This window comes from Vibrio sp. 10N.222.47.A9, from assembly GCF_963872585.1.
GTDB lineage: Bacteria > Pseudomonadota > Gammaproteobacteria > Enterobacterales > Vibrionaceae > Vibrio > Vibrio splendidus.
In genome coordinates this window covers 23,689-47,545 of record NZ_CAWNBB010000060.1, presented here as the reverse complement: position 1 = coordinate 47,545, position 23,857 = coordinate 23,689, and the positions used below count along the sequence as shown (strand labels likewise).

The following is a 23,857-nucleotide window of genomic DNA, read 5'->3' as shown; positions in this document are numbered from 1 at the left end:
TAGTATTGGAAATATCTCAGAGACGACTGCTTATGCAACACGAGGAATTAATGCACCAAGTTATCAGTGAGACGGATGATTTAGCTCTTCCGTCGAAGCTCATTTTAAACAATAAAGAGTTTCAATCAGGCACTAAAATCGTACGCAAGCAGGGTTGTGGTTCAATAATAGGAACGCTTGCTGAGCCTCATCGTAAAGTACTTTTCTATCTTTACCTGAACAGAGGTCAAGTGGTGAGCAAGCAAATTTTGAAGCGTGTAGGCTGGGCAGGTAAAGCGGTGACATCTGCATCTGTGTTGGTTGCTATTTACGAGATAAGGAGGATTCTTGACTGCCGTTGTATACAAACCGTTTCCAACGAAGGGTATGTCATGGAGTAATAAATAATCTTCTATTGATATCCTGTTAATATATTAATAATAAAAATTTAATCTCTTTACCGTACGAATTCCATTGATTATCGTCAAATCTAAAACGTCCACTTATAAGCGACGTTATATAAATATGAATGAATCTGACTTTGTCGCTGGCTATATAGTAAGGGAATGATATAAAAATGGACTCTTATCCTGCAATAGAAACGAACCACTCTGAAAACAACGTAGTACTTGAACTAAACGGTAAAATTGTTGAACTCAACACCAAACTCATTCGCAATGTTGAAAATGGTTACGTACTGGCTACCATGCCTTTGGCGTACCGAAAGATCATTTTATTTATGAATCGACATCGAGGTGAACTGTTCAGTGTTGGCCAATTAAAGAAGATTGGCTGGGAAAGTGAGAAAGTGACCAACTCATCTGTGATTGTTGCGATATCTGAAATAAGATCATTATTCGGAGACGGATTAATCATCACGATTACTGGTGAAGGTTACGTATTCCAACCCTAACCTTTTGAAATAATGAATCTTATTGTTATTGTTATTGTTATTGTTATAGGTTTTTTTTGTCGATCTTTCCTCCAGACGACATAAAACAAAAAGGGCTCTTAATTTAGACGGGAAGTCATAACTAAGAGCCCTAGTGATACAGTTCTTGTGCCTACCTATTTGATTTACTCGCCTGCAATCTGTAGAGGAGAACGCTTTAGGCTAGCAATTAGCATGTAGATGGTTGTAGCGAGTAGAGACGCGAACAGGTAAGTGAATAAGCCTGCTTGTGAATCCATAAAGCTATCCGCAACCAATGGCCCTGCTACAGAGCCGATGCTGTAACACAACAACATAACTTGAGTCACTGAAACTAAATAGCTCGGGTCTAAATTGCGACAACCCAAGTTAATCGCAATTGGGTAAAGTGCAAATGTCGCCATACCTAACACAAACAAGCTCATACCAAGAACGTAAAAATCATGGTTGATAGTGAGCACACCAATGCTTGCAACCCCTAGCAGGCAGAATAGAGCCATTAATAACACTTGTCCTATGTGGTGAGATAACCACGTCACCATCGGTTGAACGGCCATACCACCCATAATCACTAACGCCATCAAACCGCCAATGTCTTGGTGTGCGATGTTGCGCTGAGCGAGTTCGACAGGCATCAATCCGTAAATAGACCCAAGTGTTAACCCAGATACAATACAGCCAATCAAAGCGCTGTGACTTAGCTTGCTGATTTGCTTCAGTGATAAAGACTGCGCATCGTGAATTTGTGGCGCTGTCGCTTGTCCGTACATCAATACAATGATTGCTCCAAACAGCAGGGTGAACATTGCAATGAAAGGCACGCCGCCCGTAATACCAAGGTATCCGATGCCAAGTTGACCAACGGCCGAACCGCCATACAACGAACACATGTAAACCCCTAAACGTTTCGCACGTTGAGATTCTTCACCGCTCATTAGCCAAGATTCCACAATCACAAAGATCCCAGCGACTGAGACACCCGCGACGAAACGAGCCAACAACCAAACTGATTGATGTGGCGCCAACGGTAATACAAGAATCGTGGCGATAAATACGCTAAGTGCAATGACGAACGCGTCTTTGTGACCAACGCGAGCGATCGCACGCTCAATCAATAACGTACCCGCTAAAAGACCTGCATAAAAGGCACTCGCCAACCAACTCGATAGATTACTGTCTAAGCCATACTCAGACAGCATTAATGGTAATGAACTCATTAAGTAGCCTGAAGCTATCGCGTAAAAAGACAATGCAATAACAGGAACAGTTATGCGAGTTGTTGGTTGGATGTTGTCCAATGCAGGAGCCTCTAAATAGTAAAAGAAACGATGAATTTTCCGCGACTATGGGGGAGAAACTGAATTGGGTAAAACGAATAAAAATGGTCGTTAAGACAAAAGAAATCTATCGCTAATCTAAACTAAAATACCATTGCGACATTTTATGATTTGGCAAGATTTTATACGGTCGAAAAGCTGTTAAGCCTTTGTTCGATGGTTATTTAATTTGGAAGATGATAGGCCTCTAATTTTCCATCATTTGGATTTAATTCAGGTATCAAAAAACATTATCCGATGTCTTTACGGTATTGCCTTGGAGAGCTTCCGCTCCACTTACGAAAGGCGTGCCGAAAGTTCGCACTGTCCGAAAAACCCACTCTATCGGAGATCTCTTCAATACTCATATGCGTCGATGAAAGATAGTGCCTAGAGAGGTGAAATCGCACGTGATCCAATATTTTCTGATAGCTCGTGTCTGCGGCCTTGAGGTGTCTACGTAGTGTTCTAGAAGACATTCCCAATTCTGTGGATAGCGCTTCAATGGAAGGGTAACAGCCAGGCCTTTCAATAAACATTTGTGAGATCTTCTCTTTAAGGCTTGTGGGCGCACTGACTCTAGCCAACATGTCGTCACAAGATTTCAAACACATTTGTAACGTGATTGGGTTAGCCGTGGGTAAAGGTGAATATAGGCTTGTTGCATCGAACTGCCACTCAAGCTGCTCGCAATCAAACTCTACACGGCAACGGAAAATCTCCTGATAGAGATCGCCGTAGGTAGGTTTAGGGTAAGGGAAGCGGATCACAAGAGAGGGAAAGGGCTGTTGTAGCACTTCTTCACACAAACTTTGAATCGCGGAAAACCAATACTCACAACAGAAAGGCAACAAAGAGTCGAGCTCGATAAGTTGTTCTGCGCGAAAGTATCCGGTTTGATGTTCAACGGACATGGTCTTCTTGAGAACAGGGCCCGCAAGACGTAGATATTTGAAGCCCATTAAAAGAGCGTCTAACAGTGTCTCACTGCTGAACACTGCGTAACCCAACACACCAAAATCACTGAATCGGGCTTCCTGTCCAACTTTTAGTCCTAACCCCTCTACGTTGGAGCTCTCAAGCGCGTTACTGAACACCGCTAATTTTTGTGCGAGCGTGATGTGGGTATCTGGCGTATTGAGCTGGAACTCATCGATGTTACTGCCTTTCAATAACGTATCGACCGTCAAGGATGATGAAAAATATCGAGACAATAGTTGAAGATCAAGAATACCAAATGCCTGCATATCCGGTTCGTAAACTGCGGTGTATTCCATAATATGCCTCTTGTTGAGTGTTCTTATTCTATCTTAACCACGAACATCTTTTCGTCGGCTGTGTTGCAATTATGTCCGAATATCACCGTTTTTTGTCTTTTTGCAACCTTTGCAGAATGTTATCAAAATGTTGTAATTTAATAAGCCGTACACGGACACGTGTGCATAGGGCTGAAATAACAATAGATTGGAAACGAAAGCAAAGAGCAAATGAACATAGATTAAACACATATTCGAAACAAAATACGACAACGTCTACGGTGACCGCGACTAACAGGTCTAAGTCGAATAAGGAGATCATGGATGCACAATCTTGCTGTTAACTTGGAGCGCAGCGCTTCGCTTTTCCCAAATAAAGTCGCTCTGCGAATGGGGACGGATGAAGTCAGCTTTTCTCAGTTGGAACAACTTTCTGGAAACGTCGCCGCTAATTTAAAGAGGCTGGGGCTCAAGAAAGGAGATAAGGTCGCGTTGTCGTGTCCGAATGTCACGTATTTCCCGATTGCCTATTATGGAATTCTGAAAGCAGGCTGCGTCGTGGTGCCTTTGAACGTGTTATTTAAAGCAAGAGAGATCGCTTATCACCTTAATGACTCTGACGCGAAAGCCTATTTATGCTTTGAGGGCAGTGAAGAGCTGCCCATCGGTCGCTATGGCTTACAAGGTTTCGAACAGGCAAACCATTGTGAACACTTTGTCGAGATGCCCATCCCAACCGGCGCAGACACGACTTCAGAAAGAAACGAGCAGCATGAATCAATCGCTGACTGGTTAGCACAACCTTTGATTCCTTTTGAGTCTGTGGCTTGCCATGGTGATGATACCGCTGTGATTCTTTATACTTCAGGTACGACAGGTCAGCCAAAAGGAGCAGAGCTTTCTCACACCAACATGCAAACCAATGCGATGTCGTCACAGTATCTAATGCGATTGGAGTACAGCGACACCACAATGGCTACACTGCCTTTATTCCATAGCTTCGGCCAGACGGTCATGATGAACGCGAGTGTGCTAACAGGGTCGACCATGGTGTTGATTCCGCGTTTCGAACCGTCACTGGTGATCGACCAGATCATTAACCACAAAGTAAGCGTATTTGCGGGTGTTCCTACTATGTATATTGCGTTATTAAAGGCGGGAGAAGAGTCTCCTGATAGTTTAGAAAACACAAGCAAACGCTCTGAACAGGTTAAACACAGCTTGAGACTTGGCGTGTCTGGCGGTGCTTCTATGCCTCTTGAAGTAATACGACAGTTTGAGTCTCGCTTTGAGCTTCCAGTATTAGAAGGCTATGGTTTATCAGAAACAGCGCCAGTTGCGACCTTTAATCATATTGATGGTGACCGATTGTCTGGCAGTGTGGGTCAACCTTTGTGTGGTCACCTTATCAAGATCACTGATATACAAGGCAACTCTGTTGCAATGGGTGAATTGGGTGAAGTCTGCATCAAGAGTCCAAGTGTCATGAAAGGCTACTATCAAAGGCCAGAGGCGACAGCAGAAGCGATAAGAGACGGTTGGTTCCTAACAGGAGATATTGGACGCACCGATGAGCACGGCAACTTGTTCATTGTTGACCGCGTTAAAGACATGATCATCCGTGGGGGTTACAACGTGTATCCGCGCGAAATCGAAGAAGTATTGATGTGTCATCCTGATGTCGAAATGGTCGCGGTTGTGGGTGAACATCATGATCGCCTAGGCGAGGAGATTCACGCTCATGTGGTGCTTCACGAACATACGCAATGTGATAGTGCAGCTCTGATTACATGGTGTCGTGAGCAATTGGCCGATTACAAATATCCGCGTAAGGTCTTCATTCGCAAAGCCTTACCCATGACAGCAACCGGCAAAATATTGAAGCGCGAATTGCACCCACTAGAAATAGCGGAGATGATTAATGGATAGTTATGATTTTATTGTTGTTGGCGGTGGTTCAGCGGGGTGTGTCATGGCTTCTCGGTTGTCGGAAGATCCTAATGTCACTGTTTGCTTGTTAGAAGCGGGCGGTAAAGACACGAGCCCATTCATTCATACACCCGTTGGCGTGGTGGCTATGATGCCAACCAAACTCAATAATTGGGCTTTCGAAACCGTTGAACAGCCGGGTTTAAATGGTCGTAGAGGCTATCAGCCGAGAGGTAAGACACTTGGTGGGTCTAGTTCTATCAATGCCATGATGTACGCCCGTGGGCACCGTTCCGACTACGATACATGGGCAAGCATGGGTAATGCGGGATGGAGCTATGATTCATGTCTGCCTTACTTCAAGAAAGCCGAAAACAACGAAGTTCATCAAGATGAGTTTCATGGTCAAGGTGGTCCTCTTAATGTGGCAAATCTTAGATCGCCAAGCCCTATGCTGGAACGTTATTTAACGGCGTGTGAGTCTATAGGTGTGCCTCGTAACGAAGACATTAACGGTGCTGCTCAGTTTGGGGCGATGCCGACCCAGGTCACTCAGCTGAATGGTGAACGATGCAGCACTGCCAAGGCTTACTTAACGCCAAACCTTTCACGATCGAATCTCACGGTCGTTACTAAAGCCACCACGCATAAGGTCTTGTTTGAAGGTAAGCAAGCGGTTGGCGTTGAATATGGCTCGGACGGACAGCGTTATCAGATCAGATCCAACAAAGAGGTGATTCTATCTGCTGGTGCATTTGGTTCTCCCCAGTTGTTATTACTGTCTGGTGTCGGTGCTAAAGACGATTTGGAGGCGCATGACATCGAACAGGTTCATGAGTTGCCTGGAGTGGGCAAGAACCTCCAAGACCATATCGACTTGGTGCATTCGTACAAGTGCAGTGAAAAGCGTGAAACTTTTGGTATCTCGCTACAAATGGCCTCTGAAATGACCAAAGCTCTGCCGCTATGGCACAAAGAACGCCGTGGCAAGATGAGCAGTAATTTTGCAGAGGGGATAGGTTTTCTTTGTTCCGAAGATCATATCGCGGTGCCGGATTTAGAGTTTGTATTTGTGGTCGCTGTTGTCGATGACCATGCAAGAAAAATCCATACCAGTCATGGTTTTACCTCTCATGTCACCTTGTTGCGTCCGAAAAGCAACGGCAGCGTAACGCTCAATAGTAATGATCCTTATGATCCGCCTAAGATCGATCCTGCGTTTTTCAGTCATCCTGAAGATATGGAGATCATGATTAAGGGCTGGAAGAAGCAGTATCAAATGTTAGAGAGTTCGGCGTTTGATGACATCCGTGGCAATGCTTTCTACCCAGTGGACGCCAGTGATGACAAGGCTATCGAGCAAGACATTCGCAACCGTGCAGACACTCAGTATCACCCGGTCGGGACCTGTAAAATGGGCCCTAGTAGTGATTCATTAGCCGTGGTAGATAACGATCTTAAAGTTTATGGATTGGATAACTTAAGAGTCATTGATGCTTCTGTGATGCCGACACTGATTGGGGCAAACACCAATGCGCCAACCATTATGATTGCTGAAAAAGTCGCAGACCAAATCAAAGAGGAATACGGGTTAGGTAAGCAAGAATCTAGTATTCAAGCGAAAGGCGAAGCTGTGGTTTAACTCAAGAAGCGAAGTGATAACCACGAATAAAACAGTAGGTTAGATAGTCTTGATTTGGTAAGACTCTCTAACCTATTTTTGTGTGCTTACTTAGAACAAAGCAAAAGCTAATTCAATCGCTTAACCAATAGCTTAAATAATAGCTTAAATAATAGTGTTACTTCGTTAGAGCTTGATTAAGCCATTGATCAAATTGGCCTTTTGGTAACGCACCGTTAATCGTATCGACACGTTTGCCATCTTTAAACACCATCACCGTGGGAATGCTTCTGATTTGGTACATCGCGGCAAGCTGTTGCTGAGCTTCTGTATCAATCTTAACGAATCGAACATCTCCCGAACGCTCTTTTGCAACGTCGCTGAACACTGGCGCAAAACCCACACATGGGTTACACCATGTCGCCCAGAAATCGACAACCACAGGCTGTGAACTGTTCAAGATAGATTGGAAATTAAGTGACGTTCCCTCGATGGGAGCGCCATCGAGCAATGCTGTTTTGCATTTACCACAAGTTGGGCTTTCTGAAATTCTTTCTGAAGGAACTCGGTTTACGCCATTACAAGAAGGGCATCGTGTGTTGAATGTAGACATAACTTTCTCTTTTTATTGTAACTCCGTTGCTAACGCGATTTACGAATCACGCACGGAGCGCTTATACTGTTTAAAACTAGAATACGATACTTAAATAAAAACAAACAATAAACAGGTAAATGATGACAAAATTTTACGCCGAAATTACTGGCTGGGGAAAGTGTCTACCACCAGCCGTGCTGTCCAATGATGATCTAAGCACTTTCATTGATACGTCTGACGAGTGGATTCGAACTCGAACTGGTATCGAAAACCGTCGTATCAGTCATGTAAATACCTCTGAGCTAGCGACTGTTGCAGCGAAACATGCCATGGCGTGTGCTGGCCTAACAGCCGAAGATATCGATCTCGTGATCATCGCGACGTGCAGCCCAGACTCCCTTATTCCAAATACCGCATCTAAGGTTCAACAGAACTTAGGCATTAAGAGTGCAGCGGCTTTCGACCTTAACGCAGCGTGTACGGGCTTCATCTACGGCGTTGAAACGGCAACTCGACTGATTCAGGCGGGTAACTATCGTAATGCCATCGTTGTGGGTGCTGAACGTCTGTCATTCTTCATTGATTGGACCAAGCGTGATACCGCGGTTCTTTTCGGTGATGGAGCCGGCGCTGTGGTTCTATCGCGTACTGAAGAACAAGTCGGCTTACAAGAAGCTCAAATCGGTTGTGACGCCGAAGGCCGCGATATTCTAGCGGTACCAAAATTCGGTACGTCTATGGACCGCTTTGCGGCTGACAACGGTTACTGGGACTTCGATTTCGTTGGTAAAGAGATCTTCAAACGCGCAGTGAAAGGCATGGGCGCAGCGGCACACACAGTATTGAGCCGCACAGGTATCTCAACCGATAATATCGACGTTGTGATCCCGCACCAAGCAAACATCCGAATCATCCAAACTCTGTGTGATATGGCGGGTATTGATCGCGAGAAAGCGTTTGTTAACATCCAAAACTACGGCAACACATCGGCCGCTACTGTGCCAATTGCATTATGTGAGTCGCTAGAGCAAGGTTTCGTTAAGCCTAACGACAACATTCTTGTTGCGGCATTTGGTGCGGGTTTAACTTGGGGTGCTGGCCATATTAAATGGGGCAGCCGCGTTGAACCGCTAGGTCAATCGGATGCTAAACTTCCTGAAGCCGATAAGTCTGCTTTAGAGCTTCTAGAAAGAGCTATTTTACACTGTAAAACGCACCCAAACTCAGCGACTGAATAACGCTAATGAGCGACGTATTATGGGTAAAGTGTTTTGAGTAAAGTGCGCCTTATGAAGAAAGCCGACCTCGATGGGGCGGCTTTGGTTCATCAAGCAGCCTTTGTTCGACAGCAACATTCTCGAGAGTGGTTACAATGTAACTTAAGCGCTTCACCACGCTTTCTTAACTTTGTTGCTGAAAGCGAAGGTGAAATTGTTGGCTACATTATTTGGGTTCAGAAAAGTGGCTTTAGACCGGAAGCAGTTTTAGAACTAGAACAACTTGCTGTATTGCCAAGCGCACAGGGCAAAGGATTGGGTAAAAAGCTGATTCTTGACTCTCTGCCGCAAGTGAAGCAGCAGCTAGCGCAGCAAGGTTCGGCACTAAAGCATGTTCTGGTTACCACTAGAGCAGACAATTTTGCACAAAAGCTGTATCAGTCGACATTAGGCGCTGAAGTCGAAACCACGATTTCAAGCCTGTATTCTACTGATGAAGTGCTTATGATAGCTCGCAATGTAGGTGAGCGAATCTGATCGCTGAGTTCTTAGAGCCCATTATAATCAGTGATATAAATCGATTAACGTTTAATTAGGGGGCTTCTACAGTCCCTTTTGTTATTTCTTAGGAAGTGTTTTGAAGAAAGTTTTAGCAATTGGCTACGTTTGGCCAGAACCGAATTCATCGGCGGCTGGCAGCCACATGATGTCTCTTTTACGTCTATTCAAGAGACAAGGTTGGTTAATTGAATTTGCAACGCCAGCTCAAGAAACCGAGCACATGATTGATCTCTCTGAAGAGGGTATCACGAGCCAATCTATACAGTTGAATTGCGACAGCTTTGACCAGTACATTGAAGAGCTGCAACCCGATGTCGTGATGTTCGACCGTTTTATGATGGAAGAGCAGTTTGGCTGGCGCGTGGAGAAAGTATGTCCGAATGCATTTAAGTTATTGGATACCGAAGACTTGCAGTTTCTACGTAATGCACGCCACGAAGCTATTAAGAAAGAGACTGAACTGACCAAAGCTCATTTATATAGTGACTTGGCTAAACGTGAAATTGCTGCGATTTTACGCTGTGATCTTTCATTGATCATTTCAAGTTACGAGATGGATCTGCTTCAATCTGAGTTCAATATCGATCCAAAGTTACTACATCATCTCCCGTTCATGGTTGACCTCAATACGCTGCCTGAAAGCACGAAAAGCTTTGAAGAACGTAAGCATTTCATGACGATAGGTAACTTTAGACACGCACCGAACTGGGATGCCGTGCTTCAGTTACAGAAGATTTGGCCGAAGATTCGCAAACAGTTACCTGAATCCGAACTTCATATTTACGGATCTTACCCGCCGCCGAAAGCAACGGCTTTGCACAACCCTAAAACCGGTTTCCATATCAAAGGTTGGGCTAAAGACGCTCAAGAAGTGATGGAACAGGCACGTGTGTGTGTCGCGCCTCTACGATTTGGCGCGGGCATTAAAGGCAAGTTGCTTGATGCGATGAAGTTACAAACTCCGAACGTGACCAGTGAAATTGGTAGTGAAGGCATGTTGCCGCAAGGTGATTTGCAATGGCCGGGCGCGGTTGCAGACGATATTGACGAGTTTGTTGAACAAGCTGTTGCTCTTTATAACGATGAAGAGAAGTGGCTCAAGGCACAAAACCAATGTCATTCGATCCTTGAAACGCACTACGAGCAGAATCAACTGGGTGACAAATTGATCGAGCGACTGAATGCGCTAGATTCTGAGCTTGAATCTCATCGACTGGATAACTTCTTTGGCTCGATGCTTAAACACCACAGTATGGCGAGTACCAAGTACATGTCGCAGTGGATAGCTGAGAAGAACAAGATCAAATAGCTGTTCTTTACCAAAGACAGAAAAAACATTAAGCCCTTAGGTTAACGCCTAGGGGCTTTTTTCATGTGGGACGCTTTTAAATTCCAAACTTACAAATCGAAAGATAACGCTATTACATTAGCATTGACTAATTTATATTTATTAGTAAACTCTAATTTAAGTTAAGACTGATGAGTTAATCGACGTTATGGGAGAGGTCAGTGATGAGTTTAATACCTTGGGATGCATTTTTCGGTGGCATGCTACTAGGCGCGTCGGCAATTATTCTGATGTTGGGGATCGGGCGAGTTGCGGGGATCAGCGGAATCGTTAGCCGCTTATTGCCGTCTAGAAACAACAAAAGATTAGAATCAGGATCTGAACCCAGCTCGGATACCAACACAGAGAAAACCGAAAAACATTGGCGACTTGCTTTTGTTGTCGGAATGGTCGCGAGCGGATGGTTATTGATTCCAACGGGCTACCAACTTCCGCAATTAGAAGAGATCAACTTCGCAGTGGTTATCATAGCCGGACTATTGGTGGGCTTCGGTACCAAGATGGCGAACGGTTGTACTAGCGGTCATGGCATTGTCGGAATGGCTCGTTTGTCTAAACGTTCAATTGTCGCAACCTGTGTATTTATGGGTGTCGCGATGGCAACAGTGCTGGTTAACAACCTGATTGGCTTGGGGGCATAATGAAAAACTCTTCATTTACTATCGTTATCGGTTTACTCGCAGGTCTTCTGTTTGGGGCAGGAATGATCATTTCAGGCATGGTTGATCCTAACAAGGTACTCGGCTTCTTAGACATTACCGGTAACTGGGACATTAGTTTGGCATTCGTTATGGGTGGCGCGCTATTGATCTTCGCTCCGTTTTATCATCTGGTCATTAAAAAGCGTGCTAAAGCCATCAATGGCGAACATTTAGATAGCAGTAACAATCCACTAATCGACAGAAAGCTGATTCTAGGTTCAACTGCCTTTGGTTTAGGTTGGGGGATTGCAGGCTTTTGCCCGGGGCCTGCAGTAACCAGCCTTAGTGGCGGTAACCCTACGGTATGGCTTTTCGTCTTAAGTATGCTGGTGGGGATGTGGCTGGCGGGTCGAACCAATAAGAGCTGCTAACAGTGCGCCTACCACTTATTGCATGGCTGAGAGGATTCGCTCTTATCTGACCAAACAGAGAGGCTGACCCGCTTTCAGTAAAAGCCAGTCAGCTTCTTTCTATATCTACTGTTTTCTATTATTTGCACTTATCTACAATCTGCAGTTATCTATAACTTACTGTTTGATCGTTGTTGAAACTGGGCAGTGATCACTGAGTTTGTAGTCCAGAACGTCTTGAGTTTCAAACACCTTTTGCTTCGCAGGAGATGCATCTAAGGACTTGCTCACAACAATATGGTCAATCACCGAACGAAATTGATGCGTGCGATGGTTATTGCGGTTTGAGCGCACTTTACAATCTGCTCGAGTTTTTCTTGTTGCTAACTGAGCATCGGTATTTTGCACCATATCTTTCCACATCCAATCTCGTGAATAGGAGAGGTTATGGTTAAAGTCGCCCAGAATCGCATAGTCTTCGCCTTTACGTTCTCTTTGCTGTATCCACTTATTCAGTTGTTGAGCTTGGTCTTTGAGCCTTGAACAGTCACGGTTCGACTTGTAAGCGCCGCTGCATCCGGCCTTTAAGTGCACTGACAACATGTGAATTGGATTTGAATCCGTTTCCACAACCATATAACTGGCAAATCTGAGCTTGCTGTTAGCACTCGTTTCCAGAGGAAAGTCAGCGTAGTCGGTGAGTGTGATTCCTTTACGAACCGCGAAGCCCGTATATTGGTTCACTTCTTTGAATTGTCGGTTACTATTTTTGGGCAATGCACGGTCAGACATCAATATTTTGTATTGATCGCCGGCGATGCGCTGAATGGCATTGACGTCGTCGACTTCTTGAAAGGCGACCACATCCGCATCTAAGGATTGAAAGTATTCTTCAAGTTTGTCGAAATCAGCTTGATCACGTTGGGCAGAAAACTTATTCACAGCCTCGTTGGTTGATAACCATTCGATATTCCAACTGGATATGGTCAAAGGTTCAGCAAATGTCTGGCTACTGAGTAAGCAAGCTAACATTATCCACTTTTGAAGTCGTTTCATCCCAAATATCCCTAATTTTGGTGTCCAATATAGTTGAGCCGTTATCCTACAACACTTACCAAAAATTCAACTCTTTTTAGCAGTTTTTTTATTGTTACATTGTTTCTTTTCGACTTGAGAACTCACGTAATAATATTGGATTTATCTTGTTCAGCGAGCGCGTTTTATTGATCCAAATCAATACTCAAAGTTGGTGGTTCTCGTTAAATACGCCACAATATCTAGTGTTAGTTAAACGATAAATCGCTCTATATAGTGTGTTTGTGGATAAGTCTGTGAATACCTCAAGAGTAAGGAGAAGTGGTGAAATCAATCGTAATCAAGCGTGATGGCTCAAGAGCTCCATTCAGTAGAGATCGTATCCAAGCTGCAGTGGAAGCAGCATCAGACAAAGCCGATAAGGAAATTGCTATTTATGCTCTGAATGTGGCATTAGCCGTTGAGTTGAAGCTCGAAGACTACGATGAAGTTCATATTTCTGAAATTCAGACTTTGGTCGAGAACGAGCTAATGCAGGGACCTTATAAGTCTCTGGCTCGTGCCTACATTGAATACCGTCATGACCGTGACATCGCACGTGAAAAGCAAAGCGCTTTAACTCGTGAGATCGAAGGCTTGATCGAAGAAAGCAATGTTGATCTGATCAATGAGAATGCCAACAAAGACGGTAAAGTTATCCCAACTCAGCGAGATTTGCTGGCGGGTATCGTGGCTAAACACTATGCAAAAACTCACATTTTGCCGCGTGACATCGTACAAGCTCACGAGTGTGGTGATATTCATTACCACGATTTAGATTATGCACCGTTCTTCCCGATGTTTAACTGTATGCTTATCGATCTGAAAGGCATGTTAACGCATGGCTTCAAGATGGGTAACGCAGAAATCGACACGCCTAAATCGATCTCTACGGCAACAGCGGTAACAGCGCAGATCATCGCGCAAGTGGCGAGCCACATTTACGGCGGTACTACGATTAACCGTATCGATGAGGTTTTAGAGCCTTACGTAATGGCGAGCTACGAGAAGCATTTATCGTTAGCGAAAGAGTGGGACATTCATAGCTCAGAAGCTTTTGCTATCTCTCGTACCGAGAAAGAGTGTTACGACGCGTTCCAATCTCTAGAGTACGAAGTAAACACGCTACACACGGCTAACGGTCAAACACCATTCGTGACGTTTGGTTTTGGTTTAGGCGAAAGCTGGGGTTCGAAACTTATCCAGCAATCTATTTTGAAAAACCGTATTGCAGGTTTGGGTAAGAACCGTAAAACAGCGGTATTCCCTAAACTAGTTTTTGCAATCAAAGATGGTTTGAACCACCAGAAGCAAGATCCAAACTACGACATCAAGCAATTAGCGCTTGAGTGTGCGTCTAAGCGTATGTACCCAGACATTCTTAACTACGACAAAGTAGTAGAAGTGACAGGGTCGTTTAAAACGCCTATGGGCTGCCGTAGCTTCTTGAATACTTACGAAGAAAATGGTGAGTTGGTTCATGAAGGCCGTAACAACTTAGGTGTTGTTAGCCTAAACTTGCCACGTATTGCGATTAACGCAAAACGAGATATGACTAAGTTCTACGAACTGCTTGATGAAAAACTGAAGCTGGCTCGTCGTGCGCTAGAAACTCGTATTTCTCGTCTAGAAAACGTGAAAGCGCGCGTAGCTCCAATCCTATATATGGAAGGTGCGTGTGGCGTTCGCTTGAAAGCAGACGACTCTATTGCAGATATCTTCAAGAATGGTCGTGCGTCTGTTTCTCTTGGTTACATCGGTATCCACGAAGCAATGACTGCGCTATACGGCACAGACGTTCACTTGTACGACGACGGCGAAATGCGTGCTAAAGCGCTTGAGCTGGTGGAATACATGAAGCGTGAAGTGGAATCTTGGACCAAAGAAACAGGTTACGCATTCAGCCTATACGGCACACCAAGTGAAAACCTATGTAGCCGTTTCTGCAGCATCGATACCAAAGAGTTTGGTGTGATTGATGGTGTAACGGACCGTGGTTACTACACCAACAGCTTCCACTTAGATGTGCAGAAGACAGTGAACCCATACGACAAGATCGATTTCGAGATGCCTTATCCTGAAATTTCTAGCGGTGGTTTTATCTGTTACGGCGAATTCCCGAACATGCAGAAGAACATCGAAGCACTAGAAAACGTATGGGATTACAGCTACACACGTGTTCCTTACTACGGCACCAACACGCCGATTGATGAGTGTTACGAATGTGGTTACAACGGTGAATTCGATTGTACAAGTAAGGGCTTTACGTGTCCTAAGTGTGGCAATCACGACTCAACCAAAGTATCGGTAACACGCCGTGTTTGTGGTTACCTTGGTAGCCCAGATGCACGACCATTTAACTTCGGTAAGCAAGAAGAAGTTAAACGCCGCGTGAAGCACCTTTAATCTAACGAAGGATCTTGGTTAAGATCTGCGATCGTTAGCTAGTGAACTTAGAAGATCTACGTTTTAAGAAATAAGATTGGTATCGGCGCTATGTCGATACCAATTCTTTTGTTTCAGCTGTTACACCATGTCACTTCAAACTATTAAGCCATCACGAGTTCTCAATACTGCCTTATGAATTATCACCAATATCACCCAATCGACGTTGTAAATGGCCCAGGAACACGCTGCACTTTGTTTGTGTCGGGTTGTGTGCACCAGTGTCGTGGGTGTTATAACCAATCGACGCAAAGGTTGGACTCAGGACATTTGTTCACTCAAGAACTACAAGACCAAATTATTGCTGATCTGAACGATCCGCGGATCAAACGTCGTGGCTTATCGCTTTCTGGTGGCGATCCAATGCATCCGGCGAACGTGTCTGAAGTGCTTAAGCTTGTTCAGCGTGTGAAAGCAGAATGTGAAGGCAAAGACATCTGGATGTGGACGGGCTACGAGCTAGATGAGCTTGATGAAAAGCAGAAGCAAGTATTGGAATACGTTGATACCTTGATTGATGGTCGCTTCGAGCAAGATAAAGCGGATCCAATGTTAGATTGGCGTGGTAGTTCAAACCAAATCATCCATCGGTTTACTGACTTATAGCTTTACTGACTTATAAGATTTGTTCTGATTCAGTATTCTCGTAAACAGAAACAGAAACAGAAACAGAAAAAAGGGCTTCATCGTTAGCGCAATGCTACAAATCAGCCTTTGGGTGTGAGTTCTTTTGAATCTATCGCCCGCACGTCAGTGTCGGTTTGGCGTCTGTCTAAATAGGAATATGCTCAGGCTCGTCGATTAGATTATTTATCCATTTCTTAGATTGAATCCGTTGGCTCGTCAGAACTATTTTGGCTAGCTCTTCGAGTAACACAATCATCAAAACCCATTCTAACGGCCAACCCAACACTAGCGCAGTAAAGTAGGCAAGGGGAATACCAATCGCCCATTGGCCAAACAGGTCGATGAAGATGCTGTAGTTGATGTCTCCACCACTTTTCAGCACGCCGCCAATGCCAACCATATTGAAGACTCTCAGTATCATGCCGAGTGCCATGACTAAGGTAACGTTGACTGCCGTGTCTTTGAACTCTAAGTGTGTAAGCTCGATCATGTACACGATCGCGGGTTTAGCAAACCAGCACATCAAGGCTAACAGAGCCGCAAGCCCACAGCTGACCAATACATATCCCCAAGCGGTATTCTCAACACGTTGATAGTTCTTCGCGCCGATCTCGTTGCCTAAAATGATCGAAGCAGCGACGGCAAACCCCATAAATGCCGATATTAAGATGCTTTCTACTGGCGATAACAGTGAGATTATCGCAAGCTCGCCAACGCCCATCTGACCAACAATAACGTTATAAATCAGAATGCCACCCGCCCATGCTGTGTCATGAACCAACATAGGTATGGCTATCGTGAAGTACTTCTTTCTGTGCTTCGGTAATATTGCATCTCGCCAATTACTTAATGTCGGAAATAGGTGGGCGTAGTGTTTCTTTGCCATAACAAGCAGCGCTATCGTTTGAAAGAATCGAGACACCGTAGTACCGATTGCCGCGCCAACCACACCTAGCTCTGGGAAGCCTAATAATCCAAAGATCAGAAATGCATTGAGAATCGCATTGATGATGATCGCCCAGATGCTGATCTTGGTAGGTAGCTTGGCTTCGCCGACCGATCGCATTGCGCTTTCTAGTGGCACTACTATCGCGGTTCCAATAAGGCTGGCTCCTGTTATCCAAAGGTAATCCGTTGCCAATCGGACGTAATCAGGGTCTGAGGCCACCACAGACACCACTGATTCAGGAGCCAATGTATAAATGAACACAAACGGGATGATGGCGACAATCGACAATGCCCATGATTGCGCTAATGTGCGTCTAATTCCGTTGAAATCACCTGCGCCAAAATATTGCGAAGCTAGCACGCTCACAGCTCCGCTAATCCCCGATACCATGATAAAGTTGAAGAAGAAGATGCGGTTGCCAACGCCAACAGCAGCGGTTGCAGAATCACCAAGCTGATTGACCATAAAAATATCGACCACGCCTAGTAATGAAAACAGCATGGTTTGCAGTGAGACAGGCAAACCAATGTGTAATAGCTTTTGCCAAAACTCTTTGTCCAAATGACGATATGTCGAGAGCATCGCATTTCCCCTGTGGTTAATATGCGAGAAGTTTATCGGCATTTGGTTTGCCTGTATTGTTCCTGTTCATCACAAACTTTTGCCAAGCTATCTATTTTCCAAAACTATCGAATTACTTACGTGGCGACTCAGTTGCAGGCAAATTCAATGAGCGAAAAGATAAATGAGTGAGAAGCAAGAACGGTATGAGATTTCTGAAAACACGCATCAAGAGTTTGTCGACCAAAGCCATGTATTGGCATTCGAAGAGCTCGGTATCGTTCAGTGTGGGATGGCGTCGTGTCGAGATTTCTTTTCAGTGCATAGGAAAAACCAACAAAAGCACATGCTGCTATATACGGTTAGGGGCAAAGGTTGGTTAGAAAGTGGGGCGTGTCGCTACATTCTAGAGCCAGGGTCGTGTATTACCGTGCCTGCGGGCATTGAGAATGGATTCGGGATTGAAGAAGAAACATGGCAAATTGCATGGATCTTTCTCTCGCCAGATAAAAAATGGGAGGGTGTCGTGAGTGATGAAGTGAACTACACGCTTTCGCCAGCAGCTGAGGTGGTGTCGTCCTGCATTCATACCTTGCTCAGAAGTATTGCCTTACCCATCGATTTAGGAGGAGCAATTGCTAATCATAGTGTGGCTCAAATAGAATACATGATTAATGCGCCGGTACCGCAGCAACAGTCACGCAATTTGATTCGTTTAAGACGAGTGTTCGATAACGTACAAAAGCAGCTCCACAAGGAATGGAACGTTCATGAGCTGGCAGGCTTATTCCCGTGTTCAGAGCCCCATTTCCATCGTTTGTGCCAACGTTATTATTCACATAGCCCTATGACTCATATCATGCGCATGAGGATGGAGTACGCAGCACGCTTGCTGAAGTCGAGTGATTGGTCGATTCAACATATTGGCGAGATAGTGGGTTATCCCAATGCCGCTAACTTTAGTACTCGATTTAAGGCGTGGTCTGGAATGACACCAAGGCAATTCAAGCAGAGTGTTTGATCGATGTAGCTGTGGTATGTTAAACAATAAAGCTAATCATTGCGTAACTGGCTCTTAACTGTTCGAAATTTAAACTATATCTTCGCTTAAAATGACCAATCTCTGATTACTTCTGGTAACTAAGCTCTTCTATTAAAAAATGTTTCTGATTTTAGTACGAAAATGTTAACGTAAAATTCAATACTTGAATTTCAAAGGGTTGTGACTTTCATGTTTTCACATCTACCAAAACCAACTTTAGATCCAATTTTATCTCTTTCTGTCGCTTACCGCGGCGATCTTCGTACTGACAAAGTCGATTTAGGCATTGGCGTTTACAAAAACGACCAAGGCGAAACACCGATCATGAAAGCCGTTTCTATGGCTCAAGACATTGTTGTCGATACTCAGAAAACCAAAGCTTATGTTGGCCTCGCAGGCTGTGAAGAGTTTAACCAGAGCATGGTTGATCTGCTGCTTAAAGGGACTTCTGCAATGGATCGCGTTGCTGCGATTCAAACACCGGGGGCAAGTGGTGCACTTCGTATGTTGGGCGACTTAATGAAAGTTTCTCAACCAGACACCACAGTTTGGATCTCAAACCCAAGCTACGTTAACCATAAACCGGTGATGGAAGCAGCGGGCTTAAAAGTTCGATACTACAACTACTTCAGTCCTGAAACGAAGCAAGTTGATACTGCAAGAATGTTGGATGATCTTGCAAAAGCGGGTCCATCAGACGTCGTATTACTGCACGGTTGCTGTCATAACCCAACGGGTGCGGATATCAACTTTGAAGCGTGGCAGGAAATCACCAAGTTATCTCAGAAGAATGGTTTCTTACCGTTCGTTGATATTGCCTACCAAGGCTTTGGCGATGGCCTAGAAGAAGACGCGAAAGGTCTTCAACATATGGCTAACAACGTAGAAGAGATGCTGATTACTACGTCTTGTTCAAAAAACTTCGGTTTGTACCGTGAAAGAACAGGTGCAGCGATTGTGATTGGTAAGAACAGCGAACACGTTAGTAACGCTAAAGGTAAGCTTCTCACGCTTGCTCGTTCAACTTACACGATGCCGCCTGATCACGGTGCCGCGTTGGTTAAAACAATTCTTCAGAATCAAGAGCTAACATCGATTTGGAAGCAAGAATTGAGTGAAATGCAGCAACGTTTGTTAAATCTGCGCCAAAGTTTATGTGATGAATTGCGAAATACTTACAACACGTCACACTTTGACTTCATTGAAAGCCATAAAGGTATGTTTAGTGTACTAGGCTTTAAAGAAACTCAAATGAATCAATTACGTGAAGAATATGGAGTCTATGGTGTTGGCGACGGACGCATCAATATCGCAGGCCTTTCTGAATCCCATATTCCTTATGTAGCTAAAGCGATAGCTAACGTTTCGAAATAAAAGGTGACTGAATGTATAATTGGAAAGCGATTGTAGTTTTAATGCTAAGTGGTGGCCTGTTTGCTTGTTCGACGACGACTCAAGTTCCTGTCGAGCCAGAGCAAAAGCCTCAAGTAGAACAACCTGTTGTGGATGACTCTTCAAAGACTGACGCAACTGAAGGCGAGAAAGTAACGGAACCTACAGAGAAGCCTGAAGACGTAAAACCCACTGAGCCAGAAGTTAAACCTGAGCCAGTTGAAAAGCCGCCAGCAAAACCGTTAAAAACGGATGATGGAAAACTGATTCTTGGTGAAGAAGAGTGGGTGTTTGTTCCTGGTTTGAAAGAAGCATTTAAAGCTCGTATTGATACAGGCGCAACAACATCTTCGATCAGTGCTGTAGATATCGTTGATTTTGAGCGTGACGGAAAAGACTGGGTTAAGTTTAAAATTGAACATGACGGTATCACAACCAAAGAGATCAGTTTACCGGTAGAGCGTTGGGTTAAGATTAAGCAGTCGAGCGCGGAAGGCACACAACGACGTGCTGTTGTCGTAGCTTCTATTCAAATCGGCGATCTGAAAGACAAAACTGAGTTTACGCTAGCTGATCGAACGCATCTTTCTTTCCCTATTCTATTGGGTAGAAGCTTCTTTAGAGATGTTGCGGTAGTGGATGTAAGCCAAAAGTACGTTCAAAAGAAAATCACTAAATAACGCTTCGTCTCATAATCAGGGCTTTTAGACTTGAAGAGAGATAGTTTTAACAAAACACTTTAGTGTCGATAAATAGAATCCCCGTCAGTTCAACTGGTGGGGATTTTTCTATTTACAGGTTAATAACGTATGAAAAGCATCTAAATGGTCTATGTTTACGATTCGTTTACGGTTTGGCCTCGACAACGTGATCGAGATCTCTATATAATCCGCGCTTCGATTTTTGTTTAATCCATACTTTCGTACTTCTTATTTAGGTTCTTGAAATAGCCTAATAATTATCTGTCAGTACACGCTTAGGAATTAGTTCTTTGATATCTACCGCGAACATCACAATGCAATTTGGCGCAGAGCCGCTGTTTGAAAACATCTCTGCTAAATTTGGTAACGGCAACCGCTATGGTTTGATCGGCGCCAATGGTTGCGGCAAGTCAACGTTCATGAAAATCCTAAGTGGTGCATTAACGCCAAGCTCAGGCAACGTTTCTATCACTCCAGGAGAAAAACTGGGTGTGCTAAGCCAAGATCAGTTCGCTTTTGAACAATACAGCGTTATCGACGTTGTGATCATGGGTGATAGAAAACTGTGGGAAGTAAAACAAGAACGTGACCGTATTTACTCTTTGCCAGAAATGAGCGAAGACGATGGTATGAAAGTCGCTGAACTTGAAAGTGAATTCGCTGAAATGGATGGCTACACAGCTGAAAGCCGTGCAGGTGATATCCTAATTCAAGCGGGTATCGAAGAAGAGTTCCATTTCGGCCTAATGCAGCAAGTTGCTCCAGGTTGGAAACTGCGTGTGCTTCTGGCGCAAGCTCTATTTGCAAACCCAGATATTCTGCTTCTTGATGAACCAACCAACAACTTGGACATTCACACGATCAACTGGCTTGCTGAAGAGCTAAACCAGCGTAAATGTACAATGATCATCATTTCGCATGATAGACACTTCCTGAACTCTGTGTGTACGCACATGGCTGATATCGACTACGGTGAGCTACGTGTTTACCCTGGTAACTACGAGTACTTCCTAGAAGCTTCTGGTTTGATTCGTGACCAACTTCTAGCAAACAACGCTAAGAAAGCGGCTGAAATTAGCGAACTTCAAGATTTCGTTAACCGTTTTGGTGCAAACGCATCTAAAGCGAAGCAAGCAAGTTCACGTGCTAAGAAAATGGACAAAATCACGCTTGATGAAGTGAAATCATCGAGCCGTATGAGCCCATCAATTGATTTTGGTGAAGGCAAGAAATTGCACCGTCAAGCGCTTGAACTTAAAGAGCTTAGTCACGGCTTCGATGGCGAAACACTGTTTGCTGGTGGGAACTTGCTGCTTGAAGCGGGCACACGTCTTGCTGTTATCGGTGAGAACGGTGTGGGTAAAACCACGCTGCTACGTTGCCTAGTTCAAGAACTAGAGCAAAACGAAGGTATCGTTAAATGGTCTGAAAACGCATCGGTAGGCTACTGCCCACAAGATAGCACGACTGACTTTGACAACGACCTGAGCATCTTCGATTGGATCTCTCAATGGCGCACAGTGAAGCACGATGACCTTATGGTACGTGGCATTCTAGGTCGTCTATTGTTTACTGCTGATGACGCGAACAAGAAAGCGCGTAACTGTTCAGGTGGTGAGAAGAACCGTCTGTTATTCGGCAAGCTAATGATGCAAGACATCAACGTGCTTGTAATGGACGAACCAACGAACCACATGGACATGGAAGCAATTCAAGCGCTTAACGATGCGTTGAAGGTTTACACTGGCACACTTATCTTCGTAAGCCATGACCGTGAGTTCGTTTCTTCTTTGGCGACACACGTTATTGATGTGAAAGACAAGCAACTGGTTAGTTTCCAAGGTACTTATGAAGAGTACTTAGATCATCAGAAAAAGATGCTGATGGTTAATTTATAAAGTAAGTCGCTGGCTTAGGGCGTGAACGACTAAAAGCCAGCGAAACTAACAAACAAAAAAGCCCCGAACATTAATGTGTTCGGGGCTTTTCTATGTAATTTGTACAGCTATTTATTACTTAGTGACGAAACCTTAGCTTATCAATAAAACCTAGGCAGCTGATTCAGTTTAGAAGCCGAATCGAGCAGACATTAAGATTTGATGGCCATAAGTACCGTTGTTTCGCAGATCTACACCAACAGAAAGTTGATCGGTTGAGTGAAAACGAGCACCAAAACCAACAATTGAGTTGCTGTTATCGTTATCAATCAGTTGACCAAGGCGTGCGTTGACTTCAACATTTGCAATGATCCAGGCTTTTACGCCGATGTTTACTTCCGTTTTAATGTCGTTTTCATCGTTTCGCTCGATGTTGTGTAACAGCATCTGGCCATAGATATCGGCAAACTGTCCAATCGGACCATTAAAGCCAACACCAGCTGCAGCATCCCAGTCACTTTCGAAACCACTATCAATACGACCGATAAAATGAGCATTTTGAGTAAATAGTGTTGTGAACTCACCACCAAACGTACTAGGGCTAGCCCCCATGCGTAGCTCGAATGTGTTGTAGTTAAAGTTGTTTGCAGACGCAGAGAATGAACACAGTGCAGCTAGTCCTAAAAGGACAGTCTTATTCGTGCAACCTAGCATGGTGACTCCATATAAATTGTATTTTTCGGCAGTATAATACAAAAAAGCCTGCAATATGCAGGCCAATTATTTGAAGTCAGTATGTTTTCTATTTATCGCTTATAGAACTTGGATATGATCCACTTCGATTTCCGGTGTCTTGCCGCCTTCGTATTCGCCGAAGATACGTACTTTAGTATCAGCAGTTAGCGGTTGTGCTAGGCGGATATCATCATCCAATTCGATTTGAATTTCACTCTGTCCATCAGAGAAGACAAATGTATCATTCTTTAGCTGACGAACAATCTTGCCATCTACAATCGCTTCTTGCTCTGCGAACATGCTTGTGTCTGCAAGTAGTGTAGCAACAGAAACGGTTTCAATCGGCCCTGTGTAAGCGATAGCGCTCTCGTGCTTGCTATTGCTGTTATTGCTGTTATTGCTGCTGTGGTGGTCACTAGCCATTGCGAAAGTAGGGGCAAGGATAATAGTAGATGCGATAGCTAATACAGTTGTTTTCATGGTGAATCCCTTAATGTTGTTTTTAGTAGAAACGTTTTTCTGAATTTGAAACGTTTCTTTTCGTTAGTACGTTTTATTTGCTGATGCGCTGCTTATCGTTCATAAGCTTCGTTTCGATGGAGCTATTAAACAACACTGGGGTTGAATCCAGAGTGAGTAACACATTCATT

General features: G+C 44.2%; 22 protein-coding genes. 15 read left to right on the top strand and 7 right to left on the bottom strand.

Features of this window, described 5'->3' with window-relative positions; all coding sequences use genetic code 11:
• Window positions 1–32: 32 nt before the first annotated feature.
• Together AACT19_RS20170 and AACT19_RS20165 are read left to right on the top strand one after the other, a co-directional pair.
• Window positions 33–380 (top strand): winged helix-turn-helix domain-containing protein, encoded by a 348-nt coding sequence (locus tag AACT19_RS20170; protein WP_029222224.1) that lies wholly within the window; start codon window positions 33–35, stop codon window positions 378–380.
• A gap of 176 nt (window positions 381–556) precedes the next feature.
• Entirely contained in the window at window positions 557–892 is a 336-nt protein-coding gene (locus tag AACT19_RS20165) for a winged helix-turn-helix domain-containing protein (RefSeq protein ID WP_017079269.1), read from the top strand.
• A 164-nt stretch (window positions 893–1,056) separates the two neighbouring features.
• Here AACT19_RS20165 and AACT19_RS20160 read toward each other — a convergent pair whose 3' ends face one another.
• Window positions 1,057–2,208, bottom strand: a complete 1,152-nt coding sequence (locus tag AACT19_RS20160) for an MFS transporter (RefSeq protein ID WP_017079268.1) — start codon at window positions 2,206–2,208, stop codon at window positions 1,057–1,059.
• Window positions 2,209–2,477: 269 nt separating this feature from the next.
• Window positions 2,478–3,503, bottom strand: a complete 1,026-nt coding sequence (locus AACT19_RS20155) for an AraC family transcriptional regulator (protein WP_054546823.1) — start codon at window positions 3,501–3,503, stop codon at window positions 2,478–2,480.
• A gap of 303 nt (window positions 3,504–3,806) precedes the next feature.
• Here AACT19_RS20155 and AACT19_RS20150 point away from each other — a divergent pair, with 303 nt between their 5' ends.
• Window positions 3,807–5,411, top strand: a complete 1,605-nt coding sequence (locus AACT19_RS20150; RefSeq protein ID WP_076648447.1) for a long-chain-fatty-acid--CoA ligase — start codon at window positions 3,807–3,809, stop codon at window positions 5,409–5,411.
• Window positions 5,404–7,053, top strand: coding sequence for a GMC family oxidoreductase (locus AACT19_RS20145; RefSeq protein WP_076648445.1), 1,650 nt, complete (start codon window positions 5,404–5,406; stop codon window positions 7,051–7,053). The genes AACT19_RS20150 and AACT19_RS20145 overlap by 8 nt, the downstream gene beginning before the upstream one ends.
• Window positions 7,054–7,210: 157 nt before the next feature.
• Here AACT19_RS20145 and trxC read toward each other — a convergent pair whose 3' ends face one another.
• A complete protein-coding gene (gene trxC / locus AACT19_RS20140; protein ID WP_004731082.1) occupies window positions 7,211–7,645 on the bottom strand; it encodes a thioredoxin TrxC in 435 nt (144 codons plus the stop codon).
• A 122-nt stretch (window positions 7,646–7,767) separates the two neighbouring features.
• Between trxC and AACT19_RS20135 the strand changes: the two genes are divergently transcribed.
• The 5 genes from AACT19_RS20135 to AACT19_RS20115 all read left to right on the top strand — a co-directional run bounded on the left by AACT19_RS20135 (window position 7,768) and on the right by AACT19_RS20115 (window position 11,825).
• Window positions 7,768–8,865 (top strand): ketoacyl-ACP synthase III, encoded by a 1,098-nt coding sequence (locus AACT19_RS20135; protein WP_004731084.1) that lies wholly within the window; start codon window positions 7,768–7,770, stop codon window positions 8,863–8,865.
• A 51-nt stretch (window positions 8,866–8,916) separates the two neighbouring features.
• Window positions 8,917–9,381, top strand: coding sequence for a GNAT family N-acetyltransferase (locus AACT19_RS20130; protein WP_076648443.1), 465 nt, complete (start codon window positions 8,917–8,919; stop codon window positions 9,379–9,381).
• A gap of 100 nt (window positions 9,382–9,481) precedes the next feature.
• Entirely contained in the window at window positions 9,482–10,714 is a 1,233-nt protein-coding gene (locus tag AACT19_RS20125) for a glycosyltransferase (RefSeq protein WP_076648441.1), read from the top strand.
• 203 nt (window positions 10,715–10,917) lie between these two features.
• Window positions 10,918–11,394 carry a YeeE/YedE family protein gene (locus AACT19_RS20120; RefSeq protein WP_076648439.1) on the top strand — a complete coding sequence of 159 codons (477 nt, stop codon included), beginning with the start codon at window positions 10,918–10,920 and terminating at the stop codon, window positions 11,392–11,394.
• Complete coding sequence (locus AACT19_RS20115) at window positions 11,394–11,825, top strand: YeeE/YedE family protein (protein WP_017095735.1); 432 nt, start codon at window positions 11,394–11,396, stop codon at window positions 11,823–11,825. The genes AACT19_RS20120 and AACT19_RS20115 overlap by 1 nt, the downstream gene beginning before the upstream one ends.
• Window positions 11,826–11,981: 156 nt before the next feature.
• Here AACT19_RS20115 and AACT19_RS20110 read toward each other — a convergent pair whose 3' ends face one another.
• A complete protein-coding gene (locus tag AACT19_RS20110) occupies window positions 11,982–12,860 on the bottom strand; it encodes an endonuclease/exonuclease/phosphatase family protein (RefSeq protein ID WP_076648437.1) in 879 nt (292 codons plus the stop codon).
• 303 nt (window positions 12,861–13,163) lie between these two features.
• Between AACT19_RS20110 and nrdD the strand changes: the two genes are divergently transcribed.
• Window positions 13,164–15,284, top strand: a complete 2,121-nt coding sequence (nrdD, locus tag AACT19_RS20105; RefSeq protein WP_076648435.1) for an anaerobic ribonucleoside-triphosphate reductase — start codon at window positions 13,164–13,166, stop codon at window positions 15,282–15,284.
• A 174-nt stretch (window positions 15,285–15,458) separates the two neighbouring features.
• Window positions 15,459–15,929, top strand: a complete 471-nt coding sequence (gene nrdG, locus AACT19_RS20100) for an anaerobic ribonucleoside-triphosphate reductase-activating protein (protein WP_017090409.1) — start codon at window positions 15,459–15,461, stop codon at window positions 15,927–15,929.
• A gap of 166 nt (window positions 15,930–16,095) precedes the next feature.
• Here the strand turns inward: nrdG and AACT19_RS20095 are convergent, their stop codons facing one another.
• Window positions 16,096–17,523, bottom strand: a complete 1,428-nt coding sequence (locus tag AACT19_RS20095) for an MATE family efflux transporter (protein WP_076648433.1) — start codon at window positions 17,521–17,523, stop codon at window positions 16,096–16,098.
• Between the two features lie 121 nt (window positions 17,524–17,644).
• Between AACT19_RS20095 and AACT19_RS20090 the strand changes: the two genes are divergently transcribed.
• The 4 genes from AACT19_RS20090 to AACT19_RS20075 all read left to right on the top strand — a co-directional run bounded on the left by AACT19_RS20090 (window position 17,645) and on the right by AACT19_RS20075 (window position 22,493).
• Window positions 17,645–18,481, top strand: a complete 837-nt coding sequence (locus tag AACT19_RS20090; RefSeq protein ID WP_076648431.1) for an AraC family transcriptional regulator — start codon at window positions 17,645–17,647, stop codon at window positions 18,479–18,481.
• A gap of 210 nt (window positions 18,482–18,691) precedes the next feature.
• Window positions 18,692–19,876 (top strand): amino acid aminotransferase, encoded by a 1,185-nt coding sequence (locus AACT19_RS20085; RefSeq protein WP_076648429.1) that lies wholly within the window; start codon window positions 18,692–18,694, stop codon window positions 19,874–19,876.
• Between the two features lie 11 nt (window positions 19,877–19,887).
• Window positions 19,888–20,574 (top strand): putative ATP-dependent zinc protease, encoded by a 687-nt coding sequence (locus AACT19_RS20080; RefSeq protein ID WP_017087054.1) that lies wholly within the window; start codon window positions 19,888–19,890, stop codon window positions 20,572–20,574.
• Window positions 20,575–20,885: 311 nt separating this feature from the next.
• Window positions 20,886–22,493, top strand: coding sequence for an ABC-F family ATPase (locus tag AACT19_RS20075; protein ID WP_076648427.1), 1,608 nt, complete (start codon window positions 20,886–20,888; stop codon window positions 22,491–22,493).
• A 168-nt stretch (window positions 22,494–22,661) separates the two neighbouring features.
• Here the strand turns inward: AACT19_RS20075 and AACT19_RS20070 are convergent, their stop codons facing one another.
• Both AACT19_RS20070 and AACT19_RS20065 read right to left on the bottom strand, forming a co-directional pair.
• On the bottom strand, window positions 22,662–23,186 hold the full coding sequence (locus AACT19_RS20070) for a hypothetical protein (RefSeq protein ID WP_017087055.1): 525 nt from the start codon (window positions 23,184–23,186) through the stop codon (window positions 22,662–22,664).
• A gap of 99 nt (window positions 23,187–23,285) precedes the next feature.
• Complete coding sequence (locus AACT19_RS20065) at window positions 23,286–23,687, bottom strand: YgiW/YdeI family stress tolerance OB fold protein (RefSeq protein WP_076648425.1); 402 nt, start codon at window positions 23,685–23,687, stop codon at window positions 23,286–23,288.
• Between the last annotated feature and the right edge of the window lie 170 nt (window positions 23,688–23,857).